General features: G+C 46.8%; 14 protein-coding genes. 8 read left to right on the plus strand and 6 right to left on the minus strand.

The window, feature by feature from the left end; genetic code table 11:
• The first annotated feature begins 64 nt into the window (after window positions 1–64).
• Complete coding sequence (locus ACI3EW_RS05045; protein WP_405580462.1) at window positions 65–562, plus strand: hypothetical protein; 498 nt, start codon at window positions 65–67, stop codon at window positions 560–562.
• Between the two features lie 202 nt (window positions 563–764).
• Here the strand turns inward: ACI3EW_RS05045 and ACI3EW_RS05050 are convergent, their stop codons facing one another.
• The 5 genes from ACI3EW_RS05050 to ACI3EW_RS05070 form a co-directional block, all read right to left on the minus strand.
• Window positions 765–1889 carry a hypothetical protein gene (locus ACI3EW_RS05050; RefSeq protein WP_405580465.1) on the minus strand — a complete coding sequence of 375 codons (1125 nt, stop codon included), beginning with the start codon at window positions 1887–1889 and terminating at the stop codon, window positions 765–767.
• A 185-nt stretch (window positions 1890–2074) separates the two neighbouring features.
• Complete coding sequence (locus ACI3EW_RS05055; protein WP_117515430.1) at window positions 2075–2476, minus strand: hypothetical protein; 402 nt, start codon at window positions 2474–2476, stop codon at window positions 2075–2077.
• Window positions 2448–4286 carry a type IV secretory system conjugative DNA transfer family protein gene (locus ACI3EW_RS05060; protein WP_182426710.1) on the minus strand — a complete coding sequence of 613 codons (1839 nt, stop codon included), beginning with the start codon at window positions 4284–4286 and terminating at the stop codon, window positions 2448–2450. Before ACI3EW_RS05060 ends, ACI3EW_RS05055 begins: the two co-directional genes overlap by 29 nt.
• Window positions 4258–5181, minus strand: a complete 924-nt coding sequence (locus ACI3EW_RS05065) for a relaxase/mobilization nuclease domain-containing protein (protein ID WP_118529373.1) — start codon at window positions 5179–5181, stop codon at window positions 4258–4260. Before ACI3EW_RS05065 ends, ACI3EW_RS05060 begins: the two co-directional genes overlap by 29 nt.
• Window positions 5168–5503, minus strand: coding sequence for a plasmid mobilization protein (locus ACI3EW_RS05070; RefSeq protein WP_117515436.1), 336 nt, complete (start codon window positions 5501–5503; stop codon window positions 5168–5170). The genes ACI3EW_RS05065 and ACI3EW_RS05070 overlap by 14 nt, the downstream gene beginning before the upstream one ends.
• Before the next feature lie 770 nt (window positions 5504–6273).
• On the opposite strand from ACI3EW_RS05070, the gene ACI3EW_RS05075 reads away from it, so the two are divergent.
• Genes ACI3EW_RS05075 through metA form a run of 3 tightly spaced genes read left to right on the plus strand, consistent with a single transcriptional unit; the run spans window position 6274 to window position 10143 of the window.
• Complete coding sequence (locus ACI3EW_RS05075; protein ID WP_346011257.1) at window positions 6274–7287, plus strand: pseudouridine synthase; 1014 nt, start codon at window positions 6274–6276, stop codon at window positions 7285–7287.
• Complete coding sequence (gene ligA, locus ACI3EW_RS05080; protein ID WP_405580472.1) at window positions 7263–9233, plus strand: NAD-dependent DNA ligase LigA; 1971 nt, start codon at window positions 7263–7265, stop codon at window positions 9231–9233. Before ACI3EW_RS05075 ends, ligA begins: the two co-directional genes overlap by 25 nt.
• Window positions 9223–10143, plus strand: coding sequence for a homoserine O-acetyltransferase MetA (gene metA, locus ACI3EW_RS05085; RefSeq protein WP_118529376.1), 921 nt, complete (start codon window positions 9223–9225; stop codon window positions 10141–10143). The genes ligA and metA overlap by 11 nt, the downstream gene beginning before the upstream one ends.
• 185 nt (window positions 10144–10328) lie before the next feature.
• Here the strand turns inward: metA and ACI3EW_RS05090 are convergent, their stop codons facing one another.
• Window positions 10329–11342: an asparaginase gene (locus ACI3EW_RS05090; protein ID WP_118529377.1), complete on the minus strand. Its 1014-nt coding sequence runs from the start codon at window positions 11340–11342 to the stop codon at window positions 10329–10331.
• Window positions 11343–11436: 94 nt separating this feature from the next.
• Here ACI3EW_RS05090 and ACI3EW_RS05095 point away from each other — a divergent pair, with 94 nt between their 5' ends.
• The 4 genes from ACI3EW_RS05095 to pheA all read left to right on the plus strand — a co-directional run bounded on the left by ACI3EW_RS05095 (window position 11437) and on the right by pheA (window position 14597).
• Window positions 11437–11616, plus strand: a complete 180-nt coding sequence (locus ACI3EW_RS05095; protein ID WP_118604958.1) for a DUF4250 domain-containing protein — start codon at window positions 11437–11439, stop codon at window positions 11614–11616.
• Between the two features lie 210 nt (window positions 11617–11826).
• Window positions 11827–12258, plus strand: coding sequence for a putative ABC transporter permease (locus ACI3EW_RS05100; protein WP_329751604.1), 432 nt, complete (start codon window positions 11827–11829; stop codon window positions 12256–12258).
• A gap of 343 nt (window positions 12259–12601) precedes the next feature.
• Entirely contained in the window at window positions 12602–13342 is a 741-nt protein-coding gene (locus ACI3EW_RS05105) for a lysophospholipid acyltransferase family protein (protein WP_405580477.1), read from the plus strand.
• Window positions 13343–13460: 118 nt separating this feature from the next.
• The gene (gene pheA, locus ACI3EW_RS05110; RefSeq protein ID WP_405580480.1) at window positions 13461–14597 is read left to right on the plus strand and encodes a prephenate dehydratase; all 1137 of its coding nucleotides are present in this window, start codon (window positions 13461–13463) and stop codon (window positions 14595–14597) included.
• Window positions 14598–14630: the final 33 nt, after the last annotated feature.

A 14630-nucleotide genomic window follows, 5' to 3' on the forward strand; every position in this document is an offset into this window, starting at 1 on the left:
TTTCCCTTTTCAATATACCGGATCCCGAATCAATAATTAACATATGTTTCCATGGAGAAAACATATGGAATTGAGAGAACTGACAGATAGTCTGCAAGAAGCTATAACAAGCACATTTAGAGCGTTAAAAACAAAGGAGGTGAAAATTATGATAGATATGTTATTATTACCCAAACGTAGGACTCAAGAATATTACAACGGGAAAGATGATTCGGAATTAACATATAAGATATATGTGGCTTGTGTTACGTATTTAAGGAATAAAGAAAACGCAATTATAAGAAAATATATTGCAAATTTGGAAAAACAACTAAACAATAATATTTATGCGTTTTGTATTTCGGATTTTTTAGGATATGATATGCGTAAAGATACCATTTCACAGTTGTTTAATTCAAAACTGATTAATCCAGTAAATGTAAATCTGCTTATACTGCTACATCTAAATGGAATACCTATTAATATCAGAGTACCCAGTAATGCAAAATATAAATTAGATGCAAATGTAGCAATTGATCCGGATGTCTATATTGATGAGATAACAATAAAATTAAGTAAATAACATATGTTTTTTTGTAGGGAAATAAAGGAAAATTAAATAAGAATAATATTAATAAAATTATTAATTAAACGTATCAGTAAAAGATAAAAGCCAATCAAAAAAGAAAGAAAATAAATATATCTTAACTTATTTTTTATTTGAAAATTTTGTAATAGTTAATGTAAAAAGAGAGCCAAATAAGGCTCTCTTTTTTTTCGCTAATCTAATTAAAATCTACTGTGATCCGCCCTAAATTATCGATGACTCTTGCGTGTCCTGCAAGTTTTGATAAGATCACATCATTACTCGGAACTGTGTATCCGGTGCGATCGCAATAATCTGCAAGCAAACCATATTTTTTTAATGATCCAATCATATATATATCTTTTTGCGGATCTGCTATACTAAATGACTCATCATGTGATGTCGCCTCATGACTTAACCACACACCATTGATACAATATGCCATATATGTGTGGTTCGCAGAAATTGCCACCACAGGAGTTGAGGGCAAATCAACACACCATGCTAGCAAATTAGCAGCATTTACAAATCCATCACATAATGCTTTTCCTTCAACTAAACATCCATATGCAAGGTTGCACGAGTTCGTTGTGTTGTCATATTCAGCCTTGTTTACACGTCTTGCAATATGTACTGCTTTTTCATAATCAGACGCATTTTTCCAGTCAAAACTGTTTAAAAAGTCTCTAATTTCCTTTTCAATTGCTAATGTTTCAGCAGAGCTTTCCGCCGCTTCATATCCCGGCATTGCAACCCCTGCTAATCTTGCTACGGCGTAAAACGGTTTTCCAATAATATCTCCCTTATTTGCGAGAGAAACATTATGATACTCTGCGGCTTTGCTATATATATAATCAGCATACCCATTATAATTGTATTTATCATTCCATTTTCCATCCAGTTCTGGATGCTGCTCGTACATATATTCCATGGACCACTTTGAGACCAGTTTACCCCTACTATTTAATACAAACCAGTCTTTCAAATGTGCCAGCGGATACTGATCATTATCAGAATAGGTTTTCTTCGATGTTTCATTCTTTGTCTGTACAACACCGTTTACAGTCCATGCGCCATCCGTATTTACTGTATAGCCGTCCGGAGTTGTGGTATTGGCATACATATTTCCATTGGAATCAAAGCAGTAACTTTTGCCATTGATCCACTGCCATGTCGAAGTCGCATATTTGCCATCACTATTCTGATACTTCCAGGTGTTTCCCTCCTGCTTCCAGTCTGCAAACGCAGTCATCGTAGAGAAGGAAAGACTTGCAGCAAGCGCAAGAGACGCTACACGCATAAACTTATGTTTTTTATTCTTCATACTATTTTCTCCTTTTGCATGTATATCGAAGTGAAAAGTCTTTTTAACATATAAATTATATCATGTATAGTTTGGGCTGTCCATATAATGCTTATTTCTTCTGCTTTGCAAAAACAATAAAATTAAAACGTATCAAATGTTAAAAAGGGAGAAGAACAGATTCCATCTCCCTTTTGCGTTTATCATCAGCCTACAATAAAGTTTACCTTCACAGGTACTTTAAATTCATGTTCTCCATTTAATTTCTGCGCGATACAGATTCTATGTCTCCCATCGTAGCAGATAATATGTCCGTCCAGACTTGAAAGCTGTATATCTACTGGAAACTGATAATCTCCACAAATCAACTTTTTCGCCATTCCAATACAATAGTCTGGTTCATACTCTTTTGGCATGATTCGATTTGGTGAGACATTGACAAAATAGAGATCAGCAAGCGTAAGACCTTCAATTGGGCAAGTGCCATTATGGCACTTGCAGCATTCGTCTTTCGCAAAGTTAAAATGGATATCGTCTCTAGTCTCGGGATAATATTTCCCATCTTTAATCAGATATGGATTAGTGCGCAGATGTATTTTCCGATACATTCGTAAAACCCTCCCTAAAATAATATGTTTTTTGAAGTCTACAAAAGCTATAAGGCGATAATAATAACGCTTCATTCCCAAGATTTTGTAATTCCTCCGGTCGGATTAAATTGGTTAATTGTTTATGTTCGCTGCTGCTATACTGGCGGTCGGATAATAATCCATGCGTACTGACACTAGCCTGGGTCTGATAATGTTGTCCTACCATGGATGATATTTCCTGCGCTGTCTGTGGATCCATCACGGATAGGATAAGCTTATAAGCAGCATTGTCGGTAATGACTCTTCTGGCAGTTTGTCCATAGGTGCGGTCTAACTGACTGTATGACTGCATCAGTAAGCATATTGTACAGCCTTTACTTCGCAGTGTTGCCATTCCATCAATCACAGCAGTCGCTTTCCCTAATTGCGGAAATTCATCCAATAGAACAAGCGTGCGAATAGGATTGTTATCTGGAAATTCGGTCATCGCATGCAAAAATTGGTTGATAATCATGGCAGTTAGAGGAGACCAGTTTTGCAGTCTGGATTCCGGCAATTCATAATAGATCTGATAACCTTCCAATAGATCACGCGGCAATATTGTACGTTCTCGTGTTAAAAACTCCTGCACGACCGGATCAGTGGCAAACAGCTCTATCGCATTGTGTACGGTTTCCATGATGGATGAGAGAGTTTTATCTGAGAGACCCTTGAAATGCTGCATGTGATCTCTTGCGTCACCCTCTGTGGTACTTATAATTTTATCCACAAGTTCCTCTGCGGGAGTGCTGTAAATGATCCGATTGGCTTCGATAAATGTTTTAGATGCATGATAAGCCCAGGTATAGACACCAGCCAGATAGTGACGCGCTGCCTGTTCCCAAAATGGATCCTCAGTATCCCGATCAGGAATAATCGCATACAGGATATCATTGAGCGCATGAGTAAATTCTGACTTTGGCGCAAGATACAACAATTCAAATGGGTCATATCCATAACTGTCCGGATTATACGGATCCATCACACGGCGGTTATATCGTACGGGAGCATTTTTTAACAACTCTCCTTTGATATCAATGGCCAAAAGTGCGCCTGTCCACATGTGCAACGTAGGGATTGCGACAGCTGCGGACTTCCCGCTTCCGGGTGTTCCGATGCAAATAATATGTCCGTCCATATTCTGCTGTTTACCAACATAACGCCGTCCGTAACGACCAAATAAAAACCCTGGGTTCCCGTTAAGATAGAGATGAGCATTTGGTGCTGGTCGTAATTCCTTACGTTCTACGAGAGGGAGAGAACGCTCGTTTCGGCGTTTCGGATCAAATGGTGACAGAAATGTAAAGTCACGTTCTCCGGCAATTAGATTACGGATATTTTGTATGGTAATCATACCAGATGGCACTAAGGCAGCCAGATCTAAAAGAGCGTTTACATGTAGTTTTGTTGGCAGCAAAAGGATTCTACAAGAGACCATCAATGAGGCACTGATCCAAAGTCCTGTAAATGCGGAAAAGTCAAAAAAGCAATTCAGCAATGACTTCCGTTCTTCTGGTAGAGGGCTTTCGGCGGGAAAACGTGCAGGAATCACAATTTTTGAGATAGGAATGTTTTCTTGCTTTTTTGAAACAGGGGTCTCAAGATCTTTCATGATTTTGGCATGCTCAGCATTTTTATTGAGATTTAAAAGCATAGCACTCTTAAGCCTGTCTCGTTTAGCAGTCTGGCGGATCTGCTCCGGTGTCTGGGGCGGATCAAGGTCATCAAAATTTTTGCGCAGCCGGATGCAGGGCGAAGAATTATCGCTCTCTGCTGTCATCTTGTTCATAGGTTCGGCTGACGGTGCGTTCATCTGCTTTTGCAAGGTCTCCGCGAACGAGGCTCTTTTCTTTTTTATAGTTGTCATAATGTTTAGCCTTTCTTTCGATATAGTTGACAATTGTTTCTTTCGTGTAGTCTCCACCCAGACGCCGCTCGTGACATGGCTTGGGCGATGCTGCATTTTTCCGTGTAAAAAATTCCGGGATATATCGGTATGCATTTTTGTGTTCCTGTACTGTGACACCAAAATTATCTTTCATAAGCCAGATAAATTCGCTGCTACTGGATGCCTGTTCCTTTGCGTATTCAATCTGGTTTCTCAGCTTGTCTTTCCAACTGATTTCCCCTTTAGCCGCAAGTGCAAGCTCCGCCCGTGTCAGACGTTCCTGGGCTTTGCTTTTGGTGTTGACCAGGCTGTGTTCATATCCGTGTTCTTTACAGATGACATTCCCTTTTTCCATCAGTTCATGGCGTAGTTTTCCCGTTGATTGAAAGCTTTTCCCAGCCTTAACATGCTGTTTACGATCGCCGCGGTAGCTGACGTTATTGATGACAACATGCGCATGCATGTGATCTGGGCGGTCAGTATGTACCGCAAGATACCATTGATAACAGTCAATTTTTGTGCGCTGACATAAGTCCTTAACCATGTCGCGGACTTCCTCGGGACTGATTTTCTCATATGTCGTGTTATAGCTGACGATCATATGGTAGTAGGTGCGGTTTCCGGCACCTGTGGGTTTATTGTAGTAACGCGCGATATCGGAAAATTCCTGTTCAGCATCCAGAATGTCACAGCCGTTTGTGCGGATCAGTTCCTCCGGGACAGTATCACCGCGGGTAATGTATTGCAGGATTCCCCGGACTGGTCGCTTACTGGGATAGATCTTAATGATCGGCATGGATCGTATTCTCCTTCAATTCTGTGATAAGATCTTTGATTGCGTCCAGATCATCGGCGATCCTGGCAAGCTCACTTGCTTCCAGAGATTGCGGATGCAGATAGACGGCTCGCACGATCTGGTTAAAATTTTTTCCAATGCGTGAAAGTTCAATCGTAAGCTCTGGGATTCCACTTATGATATTGATGGAGCTGCGGACGCAGGAGACCCGGATAAATTCGGACATGGAGAGACCATATTTTCTGCATTTGGAGATAATCTGTTCTTTCTGCTCCGGCGCGCACTTAAATCCGATGTAGGTGGTTTTAGTTTTAGATTTCATGTGATACCTCTCATATTATGCATTGATCGCAGGCAAGGGTGGGTTCCATAGGGCGGTTTCCGCCCTTGGCCAGATGGTTGCAGGTTTTACCGGCGACGTATCTGGCCTGGCGGTGCAAAGTCATGGTCACCCTCTAAAATGAGCAGGACTTTGGAGCGCCTCCCCGGGAAGGATGCCCGGACAGGATCACTCGTGCGCGGAGCACGGCGTGAGCCTGTGTGGGCTGACTGGACGGGGATATCACCCTTGCCTGCGATGTAGTTGTGGCTATTCGCTATAAATGTAATGGCGGACTGCGGTGCGCAGCTGTGCCGGAAAATCGGCGGCTATCTGCCGCAGATCGTACAGCGTATTACATAATAGGGGAGCTAAAAATAAGAGGATCACAATGTTGAGAAGCAGTTGACTGGTCTGGCAGCATCTGCTTAGATGTGTATCGGTATTTTTTTTGATTCGCATCTGATAATTCACCTCTTTTCCATTCAGTTTGACGTTGTTATGGTCAAATTTATGGTCAAATCAACACCAGTGGTCTAAAAACACAGCATTTATCGGTGGTTGTAGGTTATATATCAGTGGTTCGATTCCTATCAGATGCATTTTCTGATGTCCTGGGATACCGGGGCAGTGAGACAGGAAAGCGTCTGCCAGATCTGGGAAATGTCCCGGACTGACAGGCGTTTTTTTCTTGCATTCGCCCCTCAGAAACGATATAATGGGCGAAAGGATAAATTTTGGATCATAAATTATGAATAAAAGGGAGAAGTAGATTGGAAGGAACGATTCGTTTAAATAAATATCTGAGTGATGCAGGCGTCTGCTCGAGAAGAGAGGCAGACCGGCTTGTGGAGAATGGAAAAGTCATGGTGGATGGTGAAGTTGCTGTGATGGGAATGCAGATCCGCCCGGGACAGAAGGTGGTCTGTGACGGAAAGCCGGTGGGAGAGAAGGAAAAACCGGTATTCCTGATCGTAAATAAGCCCCGTGGGATCGTCTGCACGACTTCGGATAAGGATCATGCAGAAAATATCGTCGAGTTTTTAAACTATCCCCAGAGGATCTATCCGGTCGGACGTCTTGATAAGGATTCCGAGGGACTTCTCCTGATGACAAATCAGGGAGATATCGTCAACAAGATCCTGCGCGGCGGAAATGCGCATGAAAAAGAGTACGCGGTGGCTGTCGATCATCCGGTGACGGAAGAATTTTTAAAGCAGATGTGCGAAGGCGTCCGCATTGAGGATCTCGACGTGACGACAAAGCCATGCCGCGCGTGGAAGACCGGAAGCCACACGTTCCATATCGTCCTGACGCAGGGATTAAACCGACAGATCCGCCGGATGTGCCGTGCGCTCGATTATCATGTGATGAATCTGAAACGCGTGCGTATCATGAACATCCAGCTGGGTACATTAAAGCGCGGGGAGTACCGGGAGCTGACGGAAAAAGAGCTGAGCGATCTGATGAAACTGGTGGAAGGTTCGACGAATCTTCCGGCGAGAGAAGCTGCGAAGATCGGAAAACTGGTGGATCCGGCAAAAGCGGCCGGAAAAACAGCCCGCTCCGGATATCAGGGAAAGAAGAACGACAGGAAACCGTTTGTAAAAAATGGTGAGAGAAAGCCGTTCGAGAAAAAGAGCGGAACCGGAAAGGTCTGGAGAAATGTCCGCGAGGACAGCGAAAAGAAGCCGGAAAAGAAAGCCCCCGCATCCCCGGAAAGCTGGAAACCGGGTGCGCCGGAGCGCAAGGAGCATAAAATATGGACGACAAGATCAAGAGGATGAAGGAGCTGATCCCGCTTCTCTCTGAGGCATCGAAAGCCTATTATCAGGAGAGCCGCGAGATCATGAGCAACTTCGAATATGACAGGCTTTACGACGAACTCCTGAAACTGGAACAGGAGACAGGGACGGTGTTTGCCGGAAGTCCGACCCAGAAAGTCGGATATGAAGTCTTAAGTGAACTTCCGAAAGAGCGCCATGAGCGGCCGATGCTTTCTCTGAATAAGACGAAAAGCGTTGACGAGCTCCGGGAATGGCTCGGCGGACAGAAAGGACTTTTGTCCTGGAAGATGGACGGGCTGACTGTGGTCCTGACATATGAGGACGGGGTCCTTGCGAAGGCGGTTACACGCGGAAACGGCGAGATCGGCGAGGTGATCACGCCGAATGCCCGGACGTTTATCAATATTCCGACCTCGATCCCGTATAAGGGTCAGCTGATCCTGCGCGGGGAAGCGGTCATCAGCTATTCAGATTTTGAAAAGTTAAACGATTCCATCGCAGATGTGGATGCGAAGTACAAGAATCCGCGAAATCTCTGCAGCGGTTCCGTGCGCCAGCTGAACAGTGAGATCACGGCATCCAGAAACGTCCGTTTTATGGCGTTTGCACTGGTGCGGGCGGAGGGCGTTGACTTTAAAAATTCGAGAAAAGAGCAGTTTTTGTGGCTCTCTGGCCTGGGATTTGAGACGGTCGAGTTCGTGGAGGTGACGGCGGAGACACTCTCCGATGCAGTCCGCGGATTTGCGGAGAAGATCGAACATTACGATATCCCGTCGGATGGTCTTGTACTGCTTTATGATGATATCGCCTATGGACAGTCGCTTGGGCGGACGGCGAAATTCCCGAGGGATTCCATCGCTTTCAAATGGGCGGACGAGATCCAGGAGACAACGCTTTCCTACATCGAGTGGAGTGCGTCGAGAACAGGACTCATCAATCCGGTCGCCGTGTTCGAACCGGTGGAGCTTGAGGGAACGACGGTGAGCCGCGCCAGTGTCCATAACATCAGTATCATGGAAGGACTGGAGCTGGGGGCCGGGGACAGGATTACGGTCTACAAGGCGAACATGATCATCCCACAGATCTCGGACAACCTGACAAGAAGCGGCGTCCGTGATATCCCGAAGATCTGTCCGGTCTGCGGCGGGGCGACGGAGATCCGCAGTGTGAATGATGTGAAGTCCCTCTACTGCACAAATCCGGAGTGTCAGGCGAAAAAGATCAAGAGCTTTGACCTGTTTGTGAGCAGGGATGCGCTGAATATCGACGGACTTTCCGAGATGACGCTGGAGAAGTTTATCGCAGCGGGATTCATCCATGAATTCGATGATATCTTCCATCTGGACCGTCACCGCGATGCCATCGTGACGATGGAGGGATTCGGGGAGAAATCCTATGAGAATCTTATTCAGGCGGCGAAGACTGCGTCCCATACGACGCTGCCGCGGCTGATCTTTGGACTCGGGATCGCGGGGATCGGTCTTGCGAATGCGAAAGTGATCTGCCGCCATTTCGAGTTTGACCTGAACGCCATGCGCGGGGCCGACGCGGAGGAGCTTTGCTCCATCGACGGGATCGGCGGTGTGCTCGCGGATGCGTGGGTGAAGTACTTTAAGAATGATAAGAACAATGAGATACTGGATCATCTGCTGGCGGATCTGACTTTTGAAAATGAAGTGAAAAATGAGGAACAGACGCTGGCCGGAAAGACTTTCGTGATCACAGGCTCCGTTGAACATTTTGCGAACCGCAAGGAACTGCAGGAGAAGATCGAGTCTCTCGGCGGAAAAGCCGCAGGCTCCGTGTCTGCGAAGACCAGTTATCTGATCAATAATGATGTGACATCCAATTCGTCAAAGAATAAGAAGGCAAGAGAACTTGGCATTCCGATCCTTTCCGAAGAGGATTTCCTGAAGATGATAGGAGAGGAAAAAAATGCCGATTAAAATACAGAATGGATTGCCGGCAAGAGCGATCCTTGAGAGTGAGAACGTATTTATCATGGATGAGGATCGTGCCCAGAGCCAGGATATCCGTCCGCTGGAGATCCTGATCTTAAACCTCATGCCGTTAAAGGAGGACACTGAGACACAGCTTCTCAGAGCGCTGTCCAACACCCCGCTGCAGGTGGAATGTACGTACATGACGATGTCGACCCATGAGTCGACGCATACCTCCGCGAGCCACTTAAATAAATTCTATGTGACTTTCCCGGAGATCCGCAAGAAACATTTCGATGGAATGATCATCACCGGAGCACCGGTGGAACTGATGGAGTATGAGGAGGTCAACTACTGGCCGGAGCTGACGCAGATCATGGAGTGGAGCAAGACGCATGTGACCTCCACGATGCATCTCTGCTGGGGCGCGCAGGCGGGCTTATATTATCATTACGGAATCCCGAAGCACCTGATGAAAAAGAAGCTTTCCGGTATCTTTACCCAGAAGGCGCTGGACAAGCGGGTTCCGCTCCTGAGAAGTTTTGATGATTACTTCAAGTGCCCGCATTCCCGTTACACGGAAGTCCGCGAGGAGGATATCTTAAAGCATCCGGAACTCCGGATCCTCGCGAAATCCGACGAGGCAGGCGTATTCCTCGTGATGAACCAGGACGGCAGCCAGATCTTCGTCCAGGGCCATCCGGAGTACGACCGCATGACCTTAAACAATGAGTATCACCGTGACCTCAACAAAGGTCTGAATCCGGCACTTCCGCTCCACTACTACGAGCACGACGATCCGTTCTCGGTTCCGCCGCTCCTGTGGAGAAATATGGCGAACACGCTGTATACGAACTGGCTGAATTATTATGTTTACCAGGTTACTCCGTATACGTTGGCGGAGGATGCGGAATAAAACACAGAAGCACCTTAATTTTATGAGGATGATAGGATGTTTTGCCCCAGATTGGGGTATAAGAGGCTGTAAGAAATTCAAAGATATTGAACGGGAAGAGAAAGTGATAAGTGAAGGGCATATCGGATGGGAGAAAATCCTGTCCGATATGCCCTTTTAAAATACATTTTTAAAGTCACGGTAATCTACCGTCTCCCTGTATTCCACAAAATATCATGGTTGATCGTCTCGTAGAACATTTCGCGGACTTTGTCGTGGTCTTTTGTCTGGCCGAGGATCCACATGAGTTTGGTGACTGTGGCTTCCAGGGTCATATCGTAGGATTCGATGAGACCGAAGGCGTTTTTGATCTTCTGGCCGACTTCGTAGACAGACATGTTGCTGCCTTCCTGGGTGACCTGGGTGGTCATGACAATGACTTTTCCCATGGAGATCCATTTTTCGATGGAGCTGTAGAAATCGCCGGATTCATAGGACGGAAGTCCGCCGACACCGAAGGATTCGATGACGACTGCGTCGTAATGTTCCGCCATATAGTCGAGCAGGCTGGAGTCCATGGACGGGATCAGCTTTAAGAGGCTGACCTGGCTGTCCATCTCGTGGTAGAAGCGGACGCTCTCGCGGTCCTGCCATTTATCGTCGATATAGTATAAAATGTGCTCGTCCTGGATCACAGCGAGATACGGGAAATTGATGCTGGAGAACGCGTTGTAGCTCTTGCTGCGCTCTTTCTTTCCGCGGGTTCCGGCGATCACTTTTCCGTCAAATACGATCGTAACGCCGTGAGCACGGTCGGAAGCGGCAAATCGCAGGCTGTCTAAAAGGTTGGTCCTCGCATCCGTCACATCAAGGTCGATCGGCTTCTGGGCGCCTGTGATGACGATCGGCTTGCTGGAGTGCTGGACGAGGTAGGACATGGCGGCAGCTGTGTACGCCATCGTGTCCGTTCCGTGGCAGATCACGAAGCCGTCGTAATTGTCGTAATTCTCTTCCAGAACCTGAGCAAGCTTCAGCCAGTGCTTCGGGTGCATATTTGTGCTGTCAATGTTTAAGACCTGGATGGTCTCCACCTCACAGAACTTTTTTGCATCCGGTACATAAGACAACAGTTCATCACCGGTAAGAAGCGGTGTCAGACCGTTTTCGCCTCTCTTGCAGGCGATGGTTCCCCCTGTTCCGAGCAGCAGAAGGTGTTTCATGATTTTAAAATCCCCTTTCGTTTGCAATCATCTCACATATGGGTTATAGTATAACACAGGAGGAATCAGAAAGTAAAGGAAGGAGAAGAGTCAGATGGCAAATATTCCAAAAGATCCCGTGATGCTCTTGAGTTACCTGAACACCCAGCTGCGGGACTTTTATCCGGACATGGATGAGCTCTGCCGGGCTCTCGATCTGGACCGGAAGACGGTGGACGAGGCGATGGCGTCGATCGATTACGCATATGACAGCGCGAAAAACCAGTATGTGTGAGAAACCAGCAGGAAGATGAACCGCAGGCGGGAAAAGCGTCAGCATCGGCAAACTTTCACTCCGGAAAATTCTGCCTGTGAAAAGCAACAGACAATCTGCATAGTCCATCTTTAAATCACCAATACTGATTCCATGAATAAATGGAATCAGAAATGCCGGAGAAAACCGAAAAAAATAGGGAGATCCCGGACAGGGATCCGGAGAAAATATGTGGAGAATTTTATCATCTGCGGGCTGACCGGATGGGGACTCGAGATCCTGCTCACATCCGCGGAGAGTCTTGCGGCCGGGGACTGGAAAATGATGGGAAGAACATCCCTCTACATGTTTCCGATCTATGGGCTGGGAGTGCTGCTTGGACCGATCGGAAGAGGAGTGGACGCGTGGATCGGGGACTTCGGGGAAATCTCTGTGCGGGACTGGATCATTCGCCATGGGATCCTTGATATGGTGCTGATCTTTCTGACGGAGTATCTCACCGGATCACTTTTAAGAAGATTCGGGATCTGCCCATGGGACTATACCGGAAGAATGCTTCAGATCAACGGGGTGATCCGCCTGGACTTCGCTCCGTTCTGGTTCGGGACCGGTCTCCTGTTTGAGTATCTGACAGGCCGGAAGACAAAAAGCCCGTTGCCGTAGGGGCTGTGTGCCAGTGGCACACGTTCAGCACCGGCCGAAGTGTACGGAACAGTTACAATTTGAGATGGATTTGAGATGGATTTCACCTGTATTTGAGTTGCAAATGAAGGTCATATTCGGTATAATAAATCCATATGAACCTCAACACAGTAACTCTTTAAAGTGTACGAAAAAAAGGGAGTCCCGGATAAAAGAATGTGCCCGGGAATGTGACCCGGAACACACGCCGTTCTGTGTGAACGTCCGCGGAATTTCCGGGGCGCGCAAAAGACAGAAAAGAGTAAGAAACAAGAGACAGCCGCGGAAAATGACGGCTGTGATCAGACAAGGGAGGTTTGTACTTATGATTCGATTGATTATGGTCCTGGTCGTTCTGGTCGGATTTCTGATCGTCAGTTATCCGTTCCTGGTGGCCCAGGTTTCACTTGGAAAAAAAGATCCGCATGCGAGAGATCTGGAGTCGATCCGGGTTGTCCGGGCAGTGTTCCGGTGTCTGTTAAAGCTTGCGGGTGTGACGATCACCGTAAAGGGTGAGGAGAATATTCCAAAGGACACAGCAGTCCTCTATGTGGGAAACCACAGAAGCTATTTTGACATTCTGACCGGTTATACGACGGTTCCGACGCTGCTCGGATTTGTGGCGAAAAAGGAGATGGAGAAGATCCCGATCCTCAGAACCTGGATGGCCAACGTGAACTGTCTCTTCCTGGACAGAAAAAATATCAAGGAAGGTTTAAAGACGATCCTTCAGGGGATCGAGAAGGTGAAAAATGGTATCTCCATCTGGATCTTCCCGGAAGGAACGAGAAATACGAACGAAGATATCACGGAGCTTCTTCCGTTTAAAGAGGGAAGCCTGAAGATCGCGGAAAAATCCGGCTGTCCGGTGATCCCGGTGGCGATGACAGGTACTGCGGAAGTTCTGGAAAAGCATTTTCCGTTCATCACTCCGTCCCATATCACCGTTTATTACGGAAAACCGATCAATATTAAAGAGCTGGATCCGGAAGACAGGAAACATCCGGGTGCATATACGAGAAATGTGCTGATCGGGATGCTGAAGGAGATGCAGGAAGAAAAGTGATAAAAGACCATACCGGTCGATCACTTCACAAATTCCGGAAGAAAAAGAGCGGATCACGTTTAAGGAAAAAAGGGTCCGCGTGCTGTAAAATGACAGAAAGCAGAGGCAATAGAAATACATGAAGAATCTTGACTTAAAAGAATGCAGGGACAAGCTGGATGTGATCGATAAAGAGATCGTCCGCCTGTTTGAAGAGCGCATGTCCGTCTGCGGAGATGTTGCAGAATATAAGATCGGAACGGGAAAAGCCGTTTATGATGCGACGAGAGAGGCGCAGAAGATCGCGGCAGTCCAGGATCTGGCGCACAGCGATTTTAACAGAGAGGCAGTGAAGGAGATCTTCTCCCAGCTGATGTCGATCAGCCGCCGGTATCAGTATGGTCTGTTATCCGCCCATGGAATGGGAATGGATACCGGTTTTTCCGAGGTAGAAGAGATCGCCAAAAAAGGAAAACGGATCGTATTCCAGGGCGTTGAGGGCGCATACAGCCATGCAGCGGCCAAAGCATACTTTGGTGAGGATGCGGATCTCTACCATGTTCCGGAGTTTGAAGATACCATGAAGGAGGTCGAGGAAGGACGCGCCGATTACGCGGTACTCCCGATCGAAAATTCCACGGCCGGTTTCGTGATCAACAATTATGACCTGCTCTTAAAATATAAGAATTACATAGTAGGCGAGATCTATGTTCCGGTTGCCCACATGCTTCTCGGCGTTCCGGGTGCAAAGCTCTCCGATATCAAGACAGTCTATTCCCACGCCCAGGCGCTGGCCCAGAGCTCTGATTTCCTCTCCGCCCATAAGGAATGGAAACAGATCGCAGTCTTAAACACAGCCGTTGCCGCGAAGAAGGTCATGGAGGAGCAGGATCCGTCCCAGGCAGCTGTTGCGAGCCGCACTGCGGGGGAACTCTACGGAATGGAGGTCCTCGCGGAGGAGGTCAATAACGTAAAGGGAAATACGACACGCTTCCTGATCCTCGGGAAAGAGCCGGTCTACGCAAAGAAAGCCGGAAAGATCAGTGTGGCGTTTGAGATTCCGCACAAGAGCGGATCTCTTTACAACATTCTCGGAAGCTTCATCTTCAACAATGTCAATATGATGATGATCGAGTCCAGACCGATCCCGGAGAAGAGCTTTGAATATCGTTTCTTCGTGGATTTTGAAGGAAATTTAAGCGACGCGGGAGTCCGCAACGCCCTGACGGGGATCGCGGCGGAAGCTTCCGTCATGAGAATTTTAGGAAATTATTGATGAAAGACGGTCCGGTATTTTCCGGACCGATTC

Origin of the sequence: Pilosibacter rotomagensis, assembly GCF_045062245.2 — a bacterium.
Classification (GTDB): Bacteria; Bacillota; Clostridia; order Lachnospirales; family Lachnospiraceae; genus Pilosibacter.